Origin of the sequence: Mucilaginibacter sp. (assembly GCF_025359345.1) — a bacterium.
Lineage (GTDB): Bacteria > Bacteroidota > Bacteroidia > Sphingobacteriales > Sphingobacteriaceae > Mucilaginibacter.
Window position 1 is genome coordinate 153,512 of record NZ_JANYGQ010000038.1, and the last position, 19,841, is coordinate 173,352.

Annotated in this window: 19 protein-coding genes; 15 read left to right on the forward strand and 4 right to left on the reverse strand. The window is 43.2% G+C overall.

Annotated elements, in window-relative coordinates:
• The first annotated feature begins 8 nt into the window (after positions 1-8).
• From Q0R52_RS28460 to Q0R52_RS28495, 8 genes are all read left to right on the forward strand, one after another.
• Positions 9-1,895, forward strand: a complete 1,887-nt coding sequence (locus Q0R52_RS28460) for a cbb3-type cytochrome c oxidase subunit I (protein WP_295801823.1) — start codon at positions 9-11, stop codon at positions 1,893-1,895.
• 162 nt (positions 1,896-2,057) lie between these two features.
• On the forward strand, positions 2,058-3,116 hold the full coding sequence (locus Q0R52_RS28465) for a COX15/CtaA family protein (RefSeq protein ID WP_295801825.1): 1,059 nt from the start codon (positions 2,058-2,060) through the stop codon (positions 3,114-3,116).
• Positions 3,113-3,976 (forward strand): heme o synthase, encoded by an 864-nt coding sequence (gene cyoE / locus Q0R52_RS28470; protein ID WP_295801828.1) that lies wholly within the window; start codon positions 3,113-3,115, stop codon positions 3,974-3,976. The genes Q0R52_RS28465 and cyoE overlap by 4 nt, the downstream gene beginning before the upstream one ends.
• On the forward strand, positions 3,973-4,551 hold the full coding sequence (locus Q0R52_RS28475) for a cytochrome c oxidase subunit 3 (RefSeq protein ID WP_295801830.1): 579 nt from the start codon (positions 3,973-3,975) through the stop codon (positions 4,549-4,551). Before cyoE ends, Q0R52_RS28475 begins: the two co-directional genes overlap by 4 nt.
• 18 nt (positions 4,552-4,569) lie before the next feature.
• The gene (locus Q0R52_RS28480) at positions 4,570-5,298 is read left to right on the forward strand and encodes a cytochrome c oxidase subunit 3 (RefSeq protein ID WP_295801832.1); all 729 of its coding nucleotides are present in this window, start codon (positions 4,570-4,572) and stop codon (positions 5,296-5,298) included.
• 19 nt (positions 5,299-5,317) lie between these two features.
• Positions 5,318-5,686, forward strand: coding sequence for a cytochrome C oxidase subunit IV family protein (locus tag Q0R52_RS28485; RefSeq protein WP_252788948.1), 369 nt, complete (start codon positions 5,318-5,320; stop codon positions 5,684-5,686).
• A 26-nt stretch (positions 5,687-5,712) separates the two neighbouring features.
• A complete protein-coding gene (locus Q0R52_RS28490) occupies positions 5,713-6,384 on the forward strand; it encodes an SCO family protein (protein WP_295801835.1) in 672 nt (223 codons plus the stop codon).
• A 62-nt stretch (positions 6,385-6,446) separates the two neighbouring features.
• Positions 6,447-7,022: a DUF420 domain-containing protein gene (locus tag Q0R52_RS28495; protein ID WP_295801837.1), complete on the forward strand. Its 576-nt coding sequence runs from the start codon at positions 6,447-6,449 to the stop codon at positions 7,020-7,022.
• Between the two features lie 11 nt (positions 7,023-7,033).
• Here the strand turns inward: Q0R52_RS28495 and Q0R52_RS28500 are convergent, their stop codons facing one another.
• The 3 genes from Q0R52_RS28500 to Q0R52_RS28510 all read right to left on the reverse strand — a co-directional run bounded on the left by Q0R52_RS28500 (position 7,034) and on the right by Q0R52_RS28510 (position 10,612).
• The gene (locus tag Q0R52_RS28500; protein WP_295801839.1) at positions 7,034-8,224 is read right to left on the reverse strand and encodes an alpha/beta hydrolase-fold protein; all 1,191 of its coding nucleotides are present in this window, start codon (positions 8,222-8,224) and stop codon (positions 7,034-7,036) included.
• A 55-nt stretch (positions 8,225-8,279) separates the two neighbouring features.
• Positions 8,280-9,608 carry an alpha/beta hydrolase gene (locus Q0R52_RS28505; RefSeq protein ID WP_295801841.1) on the reverse strand — a complete coding sequence of 443 codons (1,329 nt, stop codon included), beginning with the start codon at positions 9,606-9,608 and terminating at the stop codon, positions 8,280-8,282.
• Positions 9,609-9,799: 191 nt separating this feature from the next.
• Positions 9,800-10,612 carry a helix-turn-helix domain-containing protein gene (locus Q0R52_RS28510; protein ID WP_295801842.1) on the reverse strand — a complete coding sequence of 271 codons (813 nt, stop codon included), beginning with the start codon at positions 10,610-10,612 and terminating at the stop codon, positions 9,800-9,802.
• A 154-nt stretch (positions 10,613-10,766) separates the two neighbouring features.
• On the opposite strand from Q0R52_RS28510, the gene Q0R52_RS28515 reads away from it, so the two are divergent.
• From Q0R52_RS28515 to Q0R52_RS28540, 6 genes are all read left to right on the forward strand, one after another.
• Positions 10,767-11,633 carry a carbohydrate kinase gene (locus Q0R52_RS28515; protein WP_295801844.1) on the forward strand — a complete coding sequence of 289 codons (867 nt, stop codon included), beginning with the start codon at positions 10,767-10,769 and terminating at the stop codon, positions 11,631-11,633.
• A 153-nt stretch (positions 11,634-11,786) separates the two neighbouring features.
• On the forward strand, positions 11,787-12,884 hold the full coding sequence (locus tag Q0R52_RS28520; RefSeq protein WP_295801846.1) for a VWA domain-containing protein: 1,098 nt from the start codon (positions 11,787-11,789) through the stop codon (positions 12,882-12,884).
• Positions 12,885-12,974: 90 nt separating this feature from the next.
• Positions 12,975-13,358, forward strand: coding sequence for a VOC family protein (locus tag Q0R52_RS28525; RefSeq protein WP_252788940.1), 384 nt, complete (start codon positions 12,975-12,977; stop codon positions 13,356-13,358).
• Between the two features lie 6 nt (positions 13,359-13,364).
• Positions 13,365-14,867, forward strand: a complete 1,503-nt coding sequence (locus Q0R52_RS28530) for a sigma 54-interacting transcriptional regulator (protein WP_295801849.1) — start codon at positions 13,365-13,367, stop codon at positions 14,865-14,867.
• Between the two features lie 21 nt (positions 14,868-14,888).
• Positions 14,889-16,199, forward strand: a complete 1,311-nt coding sequence (locus tag Q0R52_RS28535) for a metallophosphoesterase (protein WP_295801853.1) — start codon at positions 14,889-14,891, stop codon at positions 16,197-16,199.
• Positions 16,200-16,294: 95 nt separating this feature from the next.
• Positions 16,295-17,182 (forward strand): UbiA family prenyltransferase, encoded by an 888-nt coding sequence (locus Q0R52_RS28540; RefSeq protein ID WP_295801855.1) that lies wholly within the window; start codon positions 16,295-16,297, stop codon positions 17,180-17,182.
• A gap of 21 nt (positions 17,183-17,203) precedes the next feature.
• Here Q0R52_RS28540 and Q0R52_RS28545 read toward each other — a convergent pair whose 3' ends face one another.
• A complete protein-coding gene (locus Q0R52_RS28545; protein ID WP_295801857.1) occupies positions 17,204-19,045 on the reverse strand; it encodes a CocE/NonD family hydrolase in 1,842 nt (613 codons plus the stop codon).
• 85 nt (positions 19,046-19,130) lie between these two features.
• On the opposite strand from Q0R52_RS28545, the gene Q0R52_RS28550 reads away from it, so the two are divergent.
• Positions 19,131-19,754 carry a class I SAM-dependent methyltransferase gene (locus tag Q0R52_RS28550; RefSeq protein WP_295801858.1) on the forward strand — a complete coding sequence of 208 codons (624 nt, stop codon included), beginning with the start codon at positions 19,131-19,133 and terminating at the stop codon, positions 19,752-19,754.
• Positions 19,755-19,841 lie beyond the last annotated feature (87 nt).

Consider the following 19,841-nt stretch of genomic DNA (forward strand, 5'->3'; position numbering starts at 1 on the left):
TAACGATTATGTCAACATTAGCAGTTCACGATCACGGAGTAGTACACCACGAAGACGGTCACGAACACCACCATAAAGCAACTTTTCTTAATACATACGTATTTAGCCAGGATCATAAATACATTGCCAAGCAATTCCTTGTTACAGGGATTATCATGGCCTTCATCGCCATGTCGCTGTCGATATTATTCAGGATTCAGCTGGCTTACCCGGAAAAATCATTTCCGTTTCTGACAACTTTGCTAGGTCATTTTGCGCCTAACGGCCGTATCAGTGCCGATTTTTATATGTCGCTGGTAACCATACACGGTACCATCATGGTATTCTTTGTGTTAACTGCCGGCTTGAGCGGTACATTTGCGAACTTGTTGATCCCGCTTCAGATTGGTGCACGTGATATGGCATCGCCGTTCGTTAATATGCTTTCTTACTGGTTCTTTTTGATGGCCAGTATCGTAATGCTATCGTCTTTCTTTGTGCAAAGCGGCCCTGCAAGCGGTGGCTGGACAATTTATCCGCCATTGTCAGCACTGCCAAAATCTATGCCTGGTTCGGGGATGGGGATGACGCTGTGGCTGGTAAGTATGGTGATGTTTATCGCATCGCAGTTAATGGGTGGTATCAACTATATTAGTACGGTATTAAACATGCGTACTAAAGGTATGGACCTTTGGAAAATGCCGTTAACAGTTTGGGCTTTGTTCCTTACTGCTGTATTGGGTGTATTGTCATTCCCGGTATTAGTTGCAGGTGTTGTGTTGCTTATTTTTGACCGCAGCGCCGGTACCAGCTTTTACTTGTCCGACATCGTTCTTAACGGTTCAGTTCAGCCTTACGAAGGCGGCAGCCCGATATTGTTCCAGCACTTATTCTGGTTCCTGGGTCACCCCGAGGTGTATATCGTAATTATGCCGGCGATGGGTCTCTCGTCTGAAGTACTGTCGGTAAACTCACGCAAGCCAATATTTGGTTACCATGCAATGGTTTACTCATTAATTGGTATTTCGGTATTATCATTTATCGTATGGGGACACCACATGTTTGTAACGGGTATGAATCCGTTCCTGGGCGGTGTGTTTATGATAACGACGCTGATTATCGCGGTGCCGTCGGCGGTAAAAACATTCAACTGGCTGGCCACATTATGGCGCGGTAATATCCGCTTTACGCCGGCTATGCTTTTTGCAATCGGCATGGTATCGTTCTTTATCTCTGGTGGTTTAACAGGTATCTTTCTGGGTAACGCTGCTTTGGATATCAATCTGCACGATACTTACTTTGTTGTTGCCCACTTCCACCTTGTAATGGGATCGGCGGCTATATTTGGTATGCTTGCGGGTGTTTATCATTGGTTCCCTAAAATGTTCCGCCGTATGATGGATGAGCGTTTGGGTTACCTGCACTTTTGGTTAACATTTATCGGCGCCTACCTGGTATTCTTCCCGATGCACTTTATGGGTCTTGAAGGTGTACCACGCCGTTACTATGCCTTTACCGAGTTTGAATCGATGAAGCACTGGTTAACTGTTAACGTATTTATTACGTGGTCGGCTATTATGGCGGGTATTGCACAGCTTGCTTTCGCATACAACTTTATTCATTCTATTTTCTGGGGTAAGAAAACCGTTCAAAACCCATGGAATTCAAATACACTTGAGTGGACTGCGCCAATTGAACATCACCATGGCAACTGGATAGGAGAGATACCTACCGTTTACCGCTGGCCATATGATTACAGCAAGCCGGGACATGATGAAGATTTTATACCGCAGCACATACCGTTTTCACAAACCATGAGCTCAAACCTTCCTCATGACTTTGAGGATAATCCTGGCGGTTTGGCAGAGCACACCAAATGGACTGATGCGCAAAAAGCTAACGAAGCGGTAAAATAAGTCCTGAGTCTTTAGTCCTGAGTCGTAAGTATTAAGTTTAATAAAGCTTTGCTTATGCCTTGGGACTAATTATTTGGATACTTTGATGAAATATATTGTTTTTGAGCCTTTGCCCCATGCCACTATGGCCTGGGACTTAAGACTTAGGACTTAAGACTTAACATGAGGACATCCACGTCGAAAATCCGGTTCCAGAAAATTAACCTCGCTACAATAATCCTGCTGTTTATATTGATACTTGCCGGTGGAGTTGTACGCAGCACGGGTTCGGGAATGGGATGTCCTGACTGGCCAAAATGTTTCGGGAGGTATGTACCGCCGACGAATGTAAACGAACTACCTAAAGATTATAAGCAAAAATACGTTGCCGGCCGGCTGGCTAAAAATCAACGTTTTGCAAAAACATTAGATGTGTTTGGTTACAGTGATTTAGCTAAACGGATTCGTGAAGACCGTTCAATATTGGTACCTGAAGATTTTAACGCTGCTAAAACCTGGACAGAATACATAAACAGGCTTATAGGTGCGTTATCGGGTTTGTTTTTAATCGCAACGGCCATTTATGCATTTGCTTATCGCGCCGATACTAAATGGATACCTTTTTTAAGTATACTGAACGTTATCCTGGTAGGTTTCCAGGGTTGGCTGGGCTCTATAGTAGTTTCGACAAACCTGCTGGCGTGGATAGTTACCGTACACATGCTGCTTGCACTGGCGATACTGGCGCTTGCTATTGCTACTTACCACCTGGCTCGTGTTGACGGCAGGCCGGGATTAACAGTTAATCCGCTGGTACATGTTGTAACGTTACTTGCTTTAATAGTAAGCATAGTACAAATTGCATTCGGCAGTGAAGTGCGCGAAAAAATTGATGCTGTTGCCGGCCACCTGCAAGGCGGTTACCGCGACGACTGGATAAGCAATGCAGGCACCATTTTTACCCAGCACAGAGATGTAGCTATTATTGTTTTTATAGCCAATATAGTATTGTATGCTTTGGTTAGGAAAACATTTAGTCGCCACTCTATACAGCAACAAATAATGAGCTTTGCGTTTTTAATGATAATGCTGCAAATAGTTACCGGTATCGTATTGTCGTACTGGGCGTTGCCGCCGGTTGCACAGGCTGCACACGTACTGCTGGCAACGGTGGTATTTGGAGCGCAGTTTTATTTGATGTTGAATTTGTACCGGTCGGTAAAAGGGGGGATGCACGCATGATTTGGAGCGATTTTTCAAAGCTGATAAAATTAAGGCTCACCTTTTTGGTGGTGTTTTCGGCGTCCATATCATTTTTAATTGGCAGTAAGGTTAACGGTCATATCGACTGGATGAACTGGCTGAAGCTGATAGGCGGCGGGTTTTTAGTAACCGCAGCGGCCAATTGCTTTAACGAAATTATAGAGAAGGACCTTGATAAGCTGATGAAGCGAACCATGGACAGGCCAATGCCATCAGGCAGGATGACCAACGGGCAAGGCCTTGTTATAGGCTTGTTTATGGGCATAGCCGGTACTATTTTATTAGGCGGGCTTAACTTAACAGCAGGGTATTTATCTGTATTTTCGGTTTTACTATATGCCTTTGCTTACACACCATTAAAGCGGAAATCGCCGATAGCAGTTTTTGTGGGGGCGATTCCCGGTGCGTTGCCACCGCTTATTGGGTACGTGGCAGCGCATCCGCAGATTGATAATATTGCGTTAATATTGTTTGGGATACAATTTGTATGGCAGTTTCCACATTTTTGGGCCATTGCCTGGGTGCTTGATGATGATTATAAGCTGGCCGGCTTCAGGTTGCTACCGTCGGGAAAAAGAAATTTAACAAGTGCAATATTTACCTTTGCATCTACTATAATATTGTTACCGGTGAGTTTACTGCCAACCTATTATGGCTATGGCGGTTACTACGTTGGCGCAATATCGTTAATATGCAGCTTAGTGTTTTTATACCTGGCATTTAAGCTGTTAAAAGATTTGGAAATTCCATCAGCAAAAAAACTGATGTACGGTTCCTTTTTTTACCTGCCGATAGTGCAGTTAATGTTTTTATTTGATTTTATAGGAAAAGTGAAATGATGGCTCAAATACAACAGGAAGATAAACAAAACCTCGGTGCTAAAAAGTTCAACATGTGGATATTCATATTCACATCGTTCCTGCTTTTTATGGGGTTTATGAGCGGTTTTATAGTATACGTTGGCGGCCGGGGGCATGCCTTGCAGGTATTGTTACCTAACGCATTTATATACAGCACGATTGTTTTAACGCTTAGCAGCCTAACCTTAATAATGGCAAAAAAAGCCGCGAAAGGTTTGCAGTTAGCTCAACAACGTTTATACTTATGGCTTACGCTTTTTTTAGGGATTGCATTTTTAGCCCTGCAAATTAATGCATGGCTGGTTTTAATAAAAATGCAGGTATTTTTTTCAAACCCTAATGCCGCACGCTCATTTATTTACGTGTTTAGCGGCATACATTTTTTGCACGTTATCGCAGGCTTACTGGTACTATTAAATACAGTATTAGCCACTTACAGGAACATACCGCAGGTTAAGAATATATTTAAGATCGAAATGGCATCTATTTTTTGGCATTTTCTCGATATTATGTGGATTTGTCTGTATGTTTTTTTACTTTTGAACCAAAATTAAATAATTATCCAAGTACAAATGAGTACAGTAGTAACACAACAAGTTGATGAGGTAAAATCAACACCATGGTCGGGGGGCAGGTCGCCTTTCAATGTTGAGTATGGTAAAATGATGATGTGGTTTTTCCTCCTTTCGGATGCTTTTACATTTTCATCATTACTAATTTCATACGGCGCTTTACGTTTTAGTGCACCAGTTTGGCCAACGCCATCTTTGGTATTCCAATCGGTACCGGGAACTTCGATCGAATCAGGCGCCCCATTGGTTTTCGTGGGTTTAATGACTTTAATTCTGATATTGAGTTCGGTTACCATGGTACTGGCTGTTGAAGCCGGTCACCGTAACGCAAAAAAAGAAGTTATTTGGTGGATGGTAGGCACCATTATTGGAGGTGTAATGTTCTTAAGCTGCCAGGCATTAGAGTGGAACCATTTATTCCATGAGGGCTTTTGGTGGTCAAGAATACCGGATGCAAAAACGCTGCAGGAGTTTTTTAAAGAAGGAGTTCCACTGTCGCAACAACAGATGTCGAGTCAGCAGTTTGCAAACTTGTTCTTTACCATAACAGGTTTCCACGGTTTCCACGTATTTTCGGGTGTTATAATTAATATCATCATCACCGTTAACGTTTTAATAGGCACATACGCAAAACGAGGCAGTTACCTTATGATTGAAAAAGTTGGCCTTTACTGGCACTTTGTAGATTTGGTGTGGGTGTTTGTATTTACTTTCTTCTATTTAGTTTGATAATTTAAAAAGATATTATATGTCATCAGAAACTGCAACTATTCATCATGACGATGCCGCACATGGCGAACATGAGGGAATGACTAAAAAAAGAATACTGAATGTTTTTTATATCCTGTTAGGTATAACCGCTGTTGAGTTTTTTGTAGCACTTGTTATAGCTCCTAAGCATCCGGGCGCGTTGTGGATAAACCCGATATACATTGTATTAACGCTGGTTAAAGCATTCTACATTATAGCTTATTTCATGCACTTGAAATTTGAAAAGATGGGGCTGATTATGGCCATTGTGCTCCCCGTGCTTTTCATCATCGGCTTAATATTGGTACTTACAAATGAAAGCCATTATTGGATTGAACTAAGGCGTGCCCTGAGCAGCCTGTTATAATGAAGGCAGGCATTTCAAAAAAAATCATGATCCTAGTACTTGTTTTAGTAGTACCGGGATTTTTATATTATTTACTCGACGCTCACGGTAAAAACAGGTACCAGCAGTTAAATATATTCGGCGACAAAACTGTTGCAAAAACCACCCACAAGGTAAAAGGCAAGGCCATCCCGGATACAATATACCACACACTGGCCGATTTTAAGTTAACCGACCAAAACGGCAAACAGGTATCGTTAAGAACTTTTAAGGATAAGATATTTGTCGTAAACTTTTTTTATACAGGTTGCCCGTCGGTGTGTAAACTGATGAACGAGAATGCAAACGTTCTCGACTCATTGTACAAAAAAAACAAGATGGTTTATTTTGTATCGATTACGGTTAACCCAAAACAAGATGACGTTTCGACTTTAAAGAAATATGCTGATGGTTTTAAAGGACTAACGCCAAAACGTATGTTTTTAACAGGCGACACCTCTTCCATATACAACCTGGCCCGGACCGGCTTTTTAGTAAACGCCCTGCAAACCGGCCCCAATGATTTTGTATACAGTGATAAGCTGATATTGATTGACGCCCAAAAACGAATCAGGGGGTATTATACCGGGGCATCGTCAAAGGATGTTGACAAGCTGAATGATGAAATTAAGGTTTTGTATTTGGAGGAAGTGAGAAATGGAGAACCGGCCGTATATTAAATCAGCAGGTAGTAGGCAAGCATTATGTTGATAAAGTAAGATTTGATTTTGTTACTAGAAAGATGACCGATAAATTTATATTCCGATTTGTAGCAGCCGTTTCCGTATTTGTGTTTGCGGTAGTGTTAATTCTTAACAGAAAGATATTGCCGGTGCCCGAGGTTACCCCGGCGTTCACCATTTACCTGCCGAAGCTTAATGCTATATTAAATGGTTCGTGCAGCGTACTGCTGCTTGTATCACTTTACTTTATCAGGCATGGTAATATAACAATGCATAAGCGGGTTAATATACTGGCGTTTTGCCTGTCATCACTTTTCCTGGTATCATACATTACGTTTCATTACCTGATGAAAAAGGAAACGGTTTTTGGCGACCTTGACGGCGATGGTATACTATCTGACGCGGAACGTGGTGCGGTTGGCAGCGTACGTACAATATATCTCACCATATTAATTTCTCACATTATATTAGCCGCGGGCGTTTTGCCGCTAATTCTGCTAAGCTTTTACCGTGGCCTGCAAATGCAAGTGCAAAAACACAAAAAACTGGTTCGGTGGACATTCCCAATCTGGTTGTATGTAACCATCACCGGCGTTATTGTGTATATAATGGTGTCTCCTTATTATCATTTTTAAGACAGATAGCATTACTTCTTCCGCAATTCTTCTAATTTTCGCCGGGTATCCACTGTTTCCTGCAGGCTTAGCGATTTAATGTAAGCCTCAATTGCTTTTTGCTTTTCCCCGGTTCCTGCATAAAAATCGCCAACGCTGTCAAAAGCGTTGCCACTTTGCGGATGGTTATCAATATTCCTTTTAAAAAGAGAAAAAGCTTCCTTTGATTTGTTGGTACCCCAACAATAATAGGCGAGGCTGTTTACTAATGATTCGGGCGGCACAACGGTATATCGAAGACGCTCAGACAGCATTTTGAAATGAGCCGCAAGAACAGCATCCACATTTAGCTCCGGGTGGCCGTCAAACTGGCTCGTTAAAAATGCATAGTAATTAAACAAGTACCGTAGTGCATCGTATTCCGCATTTAGCTCGATAGTGCCATGTCGTTCGTTGGGATAAAATTTATAACTCCAGTTAAGCGCTTTGGGTTTCGTCTCTTTCAAAGCCTTAATAAAGGGTAATACAGATCGTGTTACGTTCGTACGGGGGTTAAGCGTATCCTGCATTACGGTAATGGTATCAACCCCCGGCGACATATTATTAGCAAAGGCCACAAATAATGATTTTTTTGCGAGATTAAGGGTTGACAATTGTTGCTGTATCTGCTTCAACAGTTTTTTGTTATCCCACCACAAACTTGGATCGATAACGATGTAGGCGTTAAATAACGCGGTGTGGTTAACGAGTGCATTTACGACGGTTAAACCGCCCAGCGAGTGGCCACTGAAAACGCGATAGGGTGCGGTCGGGTAATGACTGTCGACATAAGGGAAAAGCTCATCGTTAATAAACTTCATGAAATTTTCGCCGCCGCCTGATACATCGTCCTGACCCTTCCGTGCGGTAACATGGGTAGGTGTAAGGTCTCTTTCCCGTACGGTATTGGTAATGCCAACAATTACCATATCAGGTATCACCCCCGCCATCTGTTGCACAATACCTACTGCTGAATTGAAATGGTCTTCGCCGTCCAAAATATACAACACAGGGTAGCGCTCGTCCTTACCACCATTTGGCACATGTATCAACAGTGCCCGCTTCTCATTCAGAACTTTCGAGAAAATAGTATCAACCGCGCCAATCACAATCCGGTTATCAGGCTTTTGTGCTATTGCCGAAATGCAGATGGTGCAAAATAGTAACGTTGTAAATATTCTCATAATTCATTTTCTAGATTCACTAATTCACCAAATAACTAATTGACCACTCACCACCTCACCACTTCGTTATTTTCTTACCATCAACTGTCACCGGCTTGTATGGATGGTCGAGAAACTCTGCTATCAGCACATCGCCTTCCCGGGTATTGAGCGCAGGCCCATGAGTTTTATCAGTAAACAGCACCCGCTGGCTGTTCGGCATATAATGGTGAATTACATCGTTGTAAAATGCCGGGCAATATGGGTCGGTATCCCCGGTCGACAGCATGGCCGGCACATTTGAATATACCGGGGTTTTTGCGACCGGACTAACCGCCTTTACGTTCCAGCAATTACATAGTGGGTGGTTTACATTATTAAACCTATACCCTACAAGATATGGAAATATGTCATTTTGTTTATCTATAAGCCGTTGGTCGGCGTACTGTATTTGCTCCGAACAATACATCGAATAACGCATGCCCAGCGTATTGCTTTTGCCTGCGTTAAAAATATCATCAAAATACCGTTTCATATATACCTGCTGCTTACCGGCGATAACCTGGGTAATTAAATACGGAACATTTTTAAGCTGACCATTATCCTGAAGGTTGTTCATCAAAAAATCAATCAGCTCGCTGCGGTGGTATTTGATAATTATACTATCGGTGCTGCCTTTCTCTAAATATTTTATACTGAATTCCGTGTTAGCAATTGAGTTGAAATATTGCTGAAACCGCTGCTGTAAGTTGGCATACAATGGGTTATTTGTCGAGTCCCGCACGCAATTACCAAACACTTTATTAAATGAAGCATTGATGCTGAACATAGCATCTTCTTCGTAATTAATAAATCCCGGTAGTGCCGAATCAAGAATTACCGACCGTATATGCTGGGGGTAGTTCCTTAAAACAGTAAGCATCAGTCCACCGCTGTACGAAATGCCCATCAAATTCAATGAATCGATATTGAGCGCGCGGCGTAAATCTTCAATATCGGCAGCGTTCTCAATGGTGTTATAGGCTGATAGATCGTTACCGTCGCTAATTAGTTTTTTGCGGCATCTGGCAGCTTCTTTTGTAAGCGCGCTGTCTAGGGGCAGGTCTTTGCGATAGGCGTCCCTGATGGCCTCGCTAATGCCATCGCACGACAGGCATGGCTGGGCATAGGTAGTCCCCCGTTGCTCAAAGGCGATATAGTCCCGGTTTTTGCTAAACCGGCGGTAGTTAATAAAGCGCACGCCCCTCAAAGAACTTGCCCCCGGCCCGCCCGAAGTATAAAGCACCGGGTCCTTTTGTTTGTTGGGATTATTACTTTCAACAACAATAAATGGTAGTTTGATGGTTTTGCCAGTTGGTTTGTTCCTGTTTTCGGGCACTATTAAATAAGCGCAGCGGGTTTTCATGCTATCGTTTTTAAAGAGACAATCGCAAGCCTCAATTTTTGGCGTGTAAGTTTTGTGCTGCGCAGATGATATTCCGAAGCTTAAAATTACAAAGCCTGTGAACAGAAAAATATGCTTAGTCATTGATGCTTAATTTATTTCATCAAAGTACGGGCATTAAAAGGCGGTTTTTTAGTAAAAAACGGACAATATTAAAAATTCGCTGCGAGCTTCTGCCCGGTAAACTTCACTACGTCTTTGTAAAAATGGCTCATATCGTAATATCCAAAATCGTACGGGTTAAATACGCCTTTTTGGTTTACATAGGCAGTTAATGCTACGCGGGTACGCATAATGGAGAAATAGTTTTTTGGCGATGTGCCAACTACTTTATTAAAATACCGGTTGATGGTTTTCGAGGTAACAAACATTTTTTCGGCCATTTGCGACGTGTTTATTTGCATGCCGGCCGCATCATAGTTTTCAATGCAGTCAGTTACAAATTGAACGTAATGGTCGTTATGGGAGCCTTTGTAGCATCTTAGCAGGAAGCTTTGCATCAACGCCAACCTTTCGTCAAAGCACAAGGGCAGTTTGATTTTTTTAAGGAGTGCCTGTGGCAATATCGTGTTTAAATTTATCACCTGCCCCATCAGCGTTGCCTGGTTGATGCCCAGCACAGCCTCGAGCCCACCGGGAAGAAATTTGACGGTAAAAATATGGTCGGTAGGCTGTTTGAACTTTTCAACGCTGGAATCGCGCAAAACCAAAATATCGTCACCGGCTTTAATTAAATGCGTTTTGTCGGCTACCGATAAGTAGTACGGTGTGCCCAGGTTTATCCAAAACGTAGGCGTATAGCTGGGAAACATTTTTACGCTTTTGAACCCAGGTGCCAGATTGTTTCTCAATAGACTTTCAACAGGTGGCATCGATTCCGAAAAAAACTCAATGTGTGCAGCCAGTTCATCGCAGGGAGCAGCGAATTGATGTACTTTGCGTATGTCATTAAAAATCTCAACCATTTAAAAATAAGACGAAGGAAAATTAGAATAGTTACAATAAACGGTAATAGCTCTGATTTTAAAACAGGCAATAGATAAATAGTTTTTTCGCAAAGCGAATTAAACAATTTTTATCAAAAAACCTTTTAGCTTTGGCCTTTCAGCTTTCACCCTTATGAACAAGATACTCTGCTTCGGCGAAATACTTTGGGACACTTTTGGCGACGAAAAAGTTGCCGGCGGCGCGCCTATGAATGTTGCACGCCACCTGGTGCAGCAACACATGGATGTTTTATTTGCCAGCAGGGTTGGTAACGACGAATCCGGCAATGGCCTGGTAGAGTTTTTAAAAGGAAATGGCCTGTACAGCGAACTGATACAGGTTGATGAAAAGCTGCCTTCCTGCGAAGTAACGGTGCAACTGGACAGCCAGGGCGTAGCCACCTATATTATCCCAGAGCCGGTATCGTGGGATAATATCCAAACTGAATCGGCCCTTACAAAAGCAGCTGCCCAGGCATCGGCAATTGTGTACGGTAGTTTGGCCTGCCGCGAGGGTATCACACGGGACACGCTGTTAAACCTGCTGCAGGAAACCACGGCACTAAAAATATTCGACGTAAACCTGCGCGCGCCGCATTTTACCATGTCGACGATTGAAACGCTGGTTGCCGGCGCCGATGTAATAAAAATGAACGAAGACGAAGCGGCCCTGCTGATCGGCAGCAATACCAGCGATCTGAAAGAAAATATCATCGAATTCCAGAAAAAATATCACCCCAAAACCATTTGCGTTACCCGCGGTGAACACGGCGCTATGGCCTGGCACGACTACGAGTTTTACGAACACCCTGGCTGCCCGGTAAACGTTGTTGACACGGTAGGCGCCGGCGATGCTTTCCTGGCCGCCTTTGTATCGGGACTGTTAAAAAATGAGCCCATGCAAGGGGTGATTGAGAAAGCATGTTTGGTAGGCTCGTATGTTGCAGGTAAACGCGGTGCGAACCCTATCTACGATGAGAGTCTTTTAGCAAAGTTTTAAATCAATATCCAAATCCAATCCTGCTAATCGAAAATTCCATCATCAGGGGGCTAGGGGGCTTTTGTCATATTCACATAACAATTCCATCTAAAACCTTTTTTCCAAAACTTTTACAAATAATATTCCGTTATTTTATATCAGAAAGGGCATTGTATGCGTGGATTCGAATTTTCGAAATTTAAACCCAGCCAGATTCAAAAAGGCGGGTTTGAAGAATTACTGAAATTATTCCTGGAGTTGCTTAACTATACCGCCGGCGATGCTGGCGAAGCTTTGGCCTGGATGAATGAGCTTGACAAGCAATATAACCTTACCAACGACGAGTATGGTATGGGCGATTTTATTGACGAGTTAAAGCAAAAAGGGTATCTGAGCGAAGAAGAGCAAAACGGCGGCTTCAGCATTACAGCTAAAACCGAGCAGAGCATTCGTCAATCGGCATTGGAGGAAATATTTGGCAAACTGAAGAAATCAGGCAAGGGTAACCACCGGTCGCCGCAATCGGGTCAGGGTGACGAGAAAAACGCCGAACGCCGCGAGTTTGAGTTCGGCGACAGTCTCGACCAGATCAACATGACACAGTCCATCCATAACGCACAGGTTAACCACGGCATCGGGGATTTTATGATGACCGAACGTGACCTCGAAGTTGAAGAAATGGATTACAAAACCCTTACTTCTACAGTGCTGATGATCGATATCTCGCACTCCATGATATTATATGGCGAGGACAGGATCACCCCTGCAAAAAAGGTAGCCATGGCGCTGGCTGAACTTATCCGCACCAAATACCCTAAGGATACCTTGGATATTGTGGTGTTTGGTAACGATGCCTGGCCGATAACTTTAAAGGATTTGCCATATCTGCAGGTTGGCCCTTACCATACAAACACTTATGCCGGTCTCGAGCTGGCTAACGATTTGTTGCGTCGCCGTAAAACCCACAACAAGCAAATTTTTATGATTACTGATGGTAAGCCCACCTGTTTAAAAGAGGGTACCAAATATTATAAAAACAGCATAGGGCTCGACAGGAAAGTGGTTAACAAAACCCTTAACATAGCCGCCCAATGCAAACGGTTAAAAATACCTATTACCACATTTATGATAGCCAAGGATCCTTACCTGCAGCAATTTGTTCGTAAATTTACCGAGACAAACGGCGGTAAAGCTTTTTACAGCTCGCTGAATGGCCTGGGCGAATATATATTTGAAGATTACATCCGTAACAGGCGAAAAACGGTACGTTAATTTGACAATTTGAAGATTTTACTTATTCTTCATTTTCAAATTTTCAAATCACCAAATTTTCAAATCGGATAATCATCAAATTGACAGCATATGAAAGTTGAGCAGATAAATCACCTTGTATTAACGGTGAAAGACATTGACGAAACCTGCAATTTTTACAGGGATGTTTTGGGTATGGAGGTTGAAGAATTTACAGCGCGAAAAAAAGCGCTAAAGTTTGGCAATCAGGGCCTTAGCCTGCGCCAAAAGGGCAGAAGCTTTGATTTGGAAGCCGATAAGCCTACGCCGGGATCGCTGGATATTGGTTTTACAGTGGCAGAATCGATAGAGCAAATAAAAGCCGAACTTGAGAGTAGAAACATTGCGATAGAGGGCTTGGTTGAACGCCGAAACGCGGCAGGCAAAACTACCTCCATTTATTTTCGCGACCCCGATAGAAATTTAATCGAGGTAAGCAATCACATAGCACATTAGCATTAGATGAATAAAAAAGATATAACCACCCTCGGGCAGTTAAAAAAAACAGATTACAAAAGCCGGTCGGTGAAGGATGAATTGCGCGAGAACCTGATTAAGCAATTGCAAAAGGGCGAAGGCGGTTTTGAAGGCATAGTAGGTTTTGAAGACACGGTAATACCCGATTTGCAAACAGCCATACTATCACGCCATAATATTTTATTGCTTGGCTTACGTGGCCAGGCCAAAACACGTATTGCGCGCTTGCTGGTTAATTTACTGGATGAGTGGATGCCATACATTGAAGGTTCTGAACTATACGACGACCCGCTGGCGCCGATATCGTGGTTTGGGCATCATGAAGTATTAGCCAAAGGTGATGAGACGCCGATAGGCTGGGTGCACCGCTCCGAGCGTTATACCGAAAAGCTGGCTACTCCCGACGTTACCGTTGCCGATTTAATTGGCGACGTGGACCCCATAAAGGCGGCCACCATGAAGCTTAACTATTCCGATGAGCGTGTTATCCACTTCGGGTTAATTCCACGCGCACATAGGGGTATATTCGTAATAAATGAGTTGCCAGATTTGCAGGCGCGTATACAGGTATCACTGTTTAATATTTTGCAGGAGCGGGATATTCAAATCCGCGGCTTCAAGCTGCGCTTACCGTTGGATATACAGTTTGTGTTTACCGCCAACCCAGAAGATTATACCAACCGTGGTTCGATAGTTACGCCGTTGAAAGACCGTATTGAAAGCCAGATATTAACCCACTATCCGCGCTCGGTTGAAATTTCGCGCAAAATAACTCAGCAGGAGGCATCCCTTTCTGCCGATCAAAGGGCGACCGTTGAAGCTGATGGCCTGGTGAAGGATTTGGTAGAACAAATTGCTTTTGAAGCGCGTAATTCAGAATACATCGATAAAAAATCGGGGGTATCGGCCAGATTAACGATATCAGCTTATGAAAATTTAATCAGCAACGCAGAAAGGCGCATGTTGATTAATAAAGAAAAAACTACTGCCGTACGCATATCCGACTTTTTGGGTGTGATCCCGGCTATCACAGGTAAAATTGAGCTGGTGTATGAAGGCGAGCTGGAAGGTCCCGGCAAAGTGGCTAATATCCTTATCGGTAAAGCCATAAAAACGCTGATGGTGCAATTTTTCCCTGATCCGGAAAAAGCTAAGAAGGCCAAAGCGCCGAATCCGTATGCCGAAATTATCAATTGGTTTGGCGACGGGAACAACCTTTCGCTGGTTGATGAGCTGCCTTTGCAGGAATATAAAAAAGCGCTTAATTCGGTTCCCGGTTTAAAGGCCCTGGTTAAGAAGTTTCACCCGCGCTTAACCGAAAGCCAGGATTTACTGCTGATGGAGTTTGTGCTGCATGGACTGTCGGAGTTTTCACAACTAAGCAAAGGCTTTTTGGATAATGGCTTTGCATTCTCGGATATGTTCAACAGTTTGTTTAATTTGCAGCCTGACGATGACGACCTTGACATAGATGATGACCGTTATTAATAGTAAATTTTCCCGCTGCTAATGAACGGATTACACTTGCAGGTATTTTTGCTTGTTGCCGCGCTTTTATTGATCGACTTGTATGTTTTAAGCGGTTTAAAAGGCGCGTCAAAAAAATGGAAATTCCTTCGGAAAAAGCGCTTTCCGCTGTATTATTGGATGTTTTCTATCTTCCTGATTGCCGACCTGTTTTTCGTGGTTTACGTAAAAATGGGCGTTATGGGCAGGGTGGGACTCATTACATTTTTTTTCCTGGTGTTCCTTTTCAAAATATCGTTTGTCCCATTTATTGCAATAGATGATTTGCGGCGGTTATTTATATCCATAAAAAAACGAATTGCAATGCGTAAGGGGGTATTGCATACGCCTTCAGAAACTACGTCCCTGCAAACGGCCCCGCCGAAAAATATTCCAGACATCCCACGGTCAGAGTTTTTAATGAAGGCAGGATTGCTGGCAGGCCTGGTACCATTAGCCGCATTAAAGCTTAACATGAAAAGCGGGTTGTATGATTATCACATCAAACGACAAAAACTATACCTTCCAAACCTGCCGAAAGTATTTGACGGCATAAGGTTAGGGCAGATTTCTGATATACATTCCGGTAGTTTTTTTAATAAAACTGCGGTGCTTGGCGGAGTGGAGATGCTGATGCGGGAAAAGACCGATCTTATATTTTTCACCGGCGACCTTGTAAACTCAATGAGTAACGAGGTTAAAGATTACATAGAGATTTTTAACAAGGTAAAAGCGCCATTGGGCGTTTATTCATGCCTTGGCAACCACGACTATGGCGACTACGCTTGGTGGCCCAACGCCGCGGCCAAACAAAAAAACCTGGAAGAAATTATCGGCGCACACAAAACACTGGGCTGGGATTTGCTGATGAACGAGAACCGCCGCTTAAAAGTCGATGGGGAAGAGATCGGGATACTCGGCATTGAAAACTGGGGCGAGCTGAGCCGTTTTCCAAAATACGGCCGTATGGATCTCGCGGTTAAAAACACCGATGATTTGCCCGTAAAATTACTGCTATCACATGATCCATCGCATTGGCGGGCACAGGTGCTGCCGCAATATTCTCAAATCGATGCCATGTTTTCGGGCCACACGCATGGCATGCAAATGGGCGTACGGACAGAGCATTTTCAATGGAGCCCAATACAATATATTTATAACGAATGGGCCGGGCACTATCAACAGGACCGGCAGCAATTATATGTTAACGTTGGCTATGGCTTTTTAAACTTTGCCGGAAGAATTGGAATATTGCCGGAGATTACGATATTTGAACTAAAAGCCGGGAATGCACCTGTGGGAAAACACTCCTAAGTCTGTAGTCTTAAGTCCTAAGTTGAATTATGGTTTTCTGACTTAAGACTAACGACTCAAGACTACGGACTTAAAAAAACTACCATCTATCGAAAATGAAAAAAACATTTTATTCTGTTTTTGATTTTCTGCTGTTTAGTAATATTTTCATGTCACTTTGTGCCGTTGCGCAGGGTCTGCTTACATTTTATCTGATAGGGGCTAAGCCGGTGTTACCTGTTCTGGGCCTTTTATTTACTTCAACATTAGGTATTTATAACTTCAGTATCCTGGCCACCAAAACCGGCGACCCACTTAAATCACCGTATTTACGGATAAGGTGGTTTTTTGGACACTACCGGTTAATGGTGACATTCACCATCGTATCATTGCTTTCGTTAATTCCGTTGTTTGTTTTACTTTCGATGGAATCAAGGATACTGCTGATATTTCTGGGCATCATATCCTTTTTCTACAGCATCCCGCTATTTACCATTGGCGATCAAAAATTCGGGCTGCGGCATATACCCTGGTTAAAACAGTTTATGATAGCCCTGGTGTGGACGATGAGCATTGTTTTACTGCCGGTACTGGAGGCCCAGCATTTTCATTTAACAACCATCAGTTTGCGTGATATTACCATACTCATAGCCAAACGCTTCCTGTTTATCGCAGCCTTAACCATCCCCTTTGATATCCGCGATTTATTTGATGACCGCAAATCGGGTTTAAAAACAGTGCCCACCGTTTTAGGCGAAAAAAATGCCTACCTGTTTTGCCAGATATTACTTGGCGGGTATATTATCCTGCTGCTACTCTTTAAAAACCATACTATTGGACACGATTTTTGGGCTTTGGCGCTTTCAGTCATTTTGACCGGCTGGCTCATCTTCAAATCAAAATGGGAAAAGAACGAATACTATTATTTTTTTTATATGGACGGCGTACTGATACTGCAATATCTATTGGTACTGTTGTTTAATTGGATTTTGGGATATTTTTGACTCGCCTAATCTCCAAATTAACTATTCCGCCACCGGCAATTCAATACTACTTGCAAATTGTGCCGAATGATATACCTTTTGCGTGGCCGGTTGATAATCACTTTCTTTTGCCTCAAAAATATTGGGCACGTACTTCTGCGGGTTGCGGTCGATTATCGGGAACCAGGTGCTTTGTACCTGCACCATTATTTTATGGCCTTTTTTGAACACGTGGTCGGCGGCGTGTAAATCAATAGTGTATACCTCAACTTTATTCGGCGTGATTGCTTCCGGGGTACTAAAACTCTTTCTAAACCGCCCCCTGAAAACGTCATCAGCAATCATTAGCTGGTAGCCTGACATTTTGGGTTCTTTCTTATAATTCTCCGGGTACACATCTATCAGTTTTACGACCCAATCGGCATCGCTGCCGGTTGTGGCCGCATATAATTTGGCAATCACGTCACCGGTTATCGTTACATCCTGCGTTAGCGTATCGGTTTTCCACGTCAGTACATCGGGGCGGCTGTCAACAAAACGCTGATCGTCGGTAAGCCAGGTGTACCAGCGTGAGCCGGGGCCGTATGTTTCCTCAATTGGCCTTGCGCGGTAGGGAACTGGTTTTGCCGGATCGGATACATAACTGTCAAATGGCTTTGCCTCTTTTGCTGATGGCTTGTCGAAAGATAGTTTACCGTTGCTGTGAAAATAAATATTTTTGGTGGCAACATCTTTTGGCGGCCAGGCGGAGTAGTTCTTCCATTTGTTTGAACCGGTTTGAAAAGATATTACTTCGGCAAATTTCCCGTCGCCTTTATCTTTCAAATACCAGGCGAACCATTTGGCCTGGATCTCTTTCCTGAAATAAGTTGCTGTAGGCTCTTCAAACTTTATGTTGCCCAGGCTTCGGCCATCGCCGCCTGCCCAGCCGCCATGGCGCCATGGGCCAAGCACAATGAAATTTTGATTTTTTGTATCCTTTTTTTCTAAAGCTTTATAGGCATCTTGCGGGCCAACCATATCTTCCTGGTCCCACCAGCCGCTAACATGCTGTATGGCAAGCCTGGGGTAATCCAATCGTGATTTCAGCGCCTGTTTTTTCCAGTACGCATCGTAGTTTGGGTGGATAGTAAAGTCGTTCCAACTGGGCAGCTTCCCATGGATGTATTTTTTGTTCATGTTTGATAATGGCCCCAGCTTCAAATACCAATCGTAGGTATCATAGTTGCCAAACTGGTAAAGCGAATCTGTTTTTGATATTTCTTCCATAAAAGCATATTCAAAAGCATAGCTTAAACGGAATGCCCCATTATGATGCAAATCATCGTTCATAAACATGTCCGATGGAGTTGCCTGTTCTGAAACGGCCTTTAATGCCGGGTGCGGGTCGAGCGCAGCTATGATGGTTGTCCAGCCGTCGTATGATATACCGTACATGCCTGCCCTGCCATTGTTATCCGGGATGTTTTTTAACAGCCAATCTATCGTGTCATAAGTATCGCTGGCTTCGTCAATCGCTTTGGCATTACTTTTATCCCTGCTAAAGCGCATCATCGCATATTTGCCTTCCGACAGGTACCTGCCCCTTATATCCTGGAAAACAAAAATATAGCCGTCGTCAGCCATATCCTTAACATAGCCCTGTTTTTCGGGGCTGGGATATTCGTTAACACCGTAGGGTGTGCGCAATATTAGAAAAGGTAACTTTTCAGTTTGTCCTTTTGGAGAAAATATAACAGTGTGCAGTTTAATGCCGTCGCGCATGGTTATCATTTCTTCCCGGCGGTTGTATTTATCATCAGGCTTTACCTGTTGGGCCTTTAAACTAAAACCGTTGAACAGTAAAATGCCAAAAAGGCTGACTCTTATAAATAATAGTTTCATCTTTGCTGAGTTAAGGTTATTAAAGATAGGTAAATGGTTGATTAAGTGAGTGGTTGATTAGGTTAAAATAATTTTGAACTGAAAAGTGGCATCCAACTATAATAATTCGGCGTGGTTTTATGATGGGCTTTCGCGGCTGGTTTACGGGCGGGCTTTGATTAATGCACAGGTTTATTTACTGCAATTCGTGCCTGCCAATAGTTCCGTTTTGATAGTTGGCGGCGGCACTGGTTGGATACTGGAAGAATTAACCAAAATACATCCATCAGGCCTCAGCCTAACTTATGTGGAGATTGCTGCGGACATGATGGCCCGCTCCATGCGACGAAATACCGGGCTAAACAGCGTTGCTTTTATTAATAACGCCATTGAAAATGTAGCTATTAATGAGGAATTTGATGTAGTGATAACGCCTTTTTTGTTTGATAATTTTACAGAAGCAACTGCGCAAAAAGTGTTCAACTATATCCATCAGTTGCTTAAGCCTGGAGCGATTTGGCTAAATGCCGATTTTCAACTTACCGGCAAATGGTGGCAAAGTGTTTTATTAAAATCGATGTTTTTATTTTTCAGGATGCTTTGCAAAATCGAAGCATCGCAATTGCCGGATGTGGAACGGCTTTTTATTTTGGGTGGCTTTAAGGTGCTTGAGGGAAACTGTTTTTATGGAGATTTTGTGGTGGCGCGTGTGTATGAAATTGAATTATAAAGTCGTGTCATTGCGAGCGAGGAACGAGCGCGGCAACCGCGAACTTTACAGGGCGGATTTGCATAGTTCGCGGTTGCTCGTTCCTCG

Coding starts and splice junctions, on each gene's coding strand:
- Q0R52_RS28485 (WP_252788948.1), top strand. CDS start 5,318: ATGTCATCAGAAACTGCAACTATTCATCATGACGATGCCGCACATGGC.
- Q0R52_RS28525 (WP_252788940.1), top strand. CDS start 12,975: ATGAAAGTTGAGCAGATAAATCACCTTGTATTAACGGTGAAAGACATT.
- Q0R52_RS28460 (WP_295801823.1), top strand. CDS start 9: ATGTCAACATTAGCAGTTCACGATCACGGAGTAGTACACCACGAAGAC.
- Q0R52_RS28515 (WP_295801844.1), top strand. CDS start 10,767: ATGAACAAGATACTCTGCTTCGGCGAAATACTTTGGGACACTTTTGGC.
- Q0R52_RS28530 (WP_295801849.1), top strand. CDS start 13,365: ATGAATAAAAAAGATATAACCACCCTCGGGCAGTTAAAAAAAACAGAT.
- Q0R52_RS28520 (WP_295801846.1), top strand. CDS start 11,787: ATGCGTGGATTCGAATTTTCGAAATTTAAACCCAGCCAGATTCAAAAA.
- cyoE (WP_295801828.1), top strand. CDS start 3,113: ATGATTTGGAGCGATTTTTCAAAGCTGATAAAATTAAGGCTCACCTTT.
- Q0R52_RS28500 (WP_295801839.1), bottom strand. CDS start 8,224: ATGAGAATATTTACAACGTTACTATTTTGCACCATCTGCATTTCGGCA.
- Q0R52_RS28480 (WP_295801832.1), top strand. CDS start 4,570: ATGAGTACAGTAGTAACACAACAAGTTGATGAGGTAAAATCAACACCA.
- Q0R52_RS28490 (WP_295801835.1), top strand. CDS start 5,713: ATGATCCTAGTACTTGTTTTAGTAGTACCGGGATTTTTATATTATTTA.
- Q0R52_RS28465 (WP_295801825.1), top strand. CDS start 2,058: ATGAGGACATCCACGTCGAAAATCCGGTTCCAGAAAATTAACCTCGCT.
- Q0R52_RS28535 (WP_295801853.1), top strand. CDS start 14,889: ATGAACGGATTACACTTGCAGGTATTTTTGCTTGTTGCCGCGCTTTTA.
- Q0R52_RS28495 (WP_295801837.1), top strand. CDS start 6,447: ATGACCGATAAATTTATATTCCGATTTGTAGCAGCCGTTTCCGTATTT.
- Q0R52_RS28475 (WP_295801830.1), top strand. CDS start 3,973: ATGATGGCTCAAATACAACAGGAAGATAAACAAAACCTCGGTGCTAAA.
- Q0R52_RS28540 (WP_295801855.1), top strand. CDS start 16,295: ATGAAAAAAACATTTTATTCTGTTTTTGATTTTCTGCTGTTTAGTAAT.
- Q0R52_RS28545 (WP_295801857.1), bottom strand. CDS start 19,045: ATGAAACTATTATTTATAAGAGTCAGCCTTTTTGGCATTTTACTGTTC.
- Q0R52_RS28505 (WP_295801841.1), bottom strand. CDS start 9,608: ATGAAAACCCGCTGCGCTTATTTAATAGTGCCCGAAAACAGGAACAAA.
- Q0R52_RS28510 (WP_295801842.1), bottom strand. CDS start 10,612: ATGGTTGAGATTTTTAATGACATACGCAAAGTACATCAATTCGCTGCT.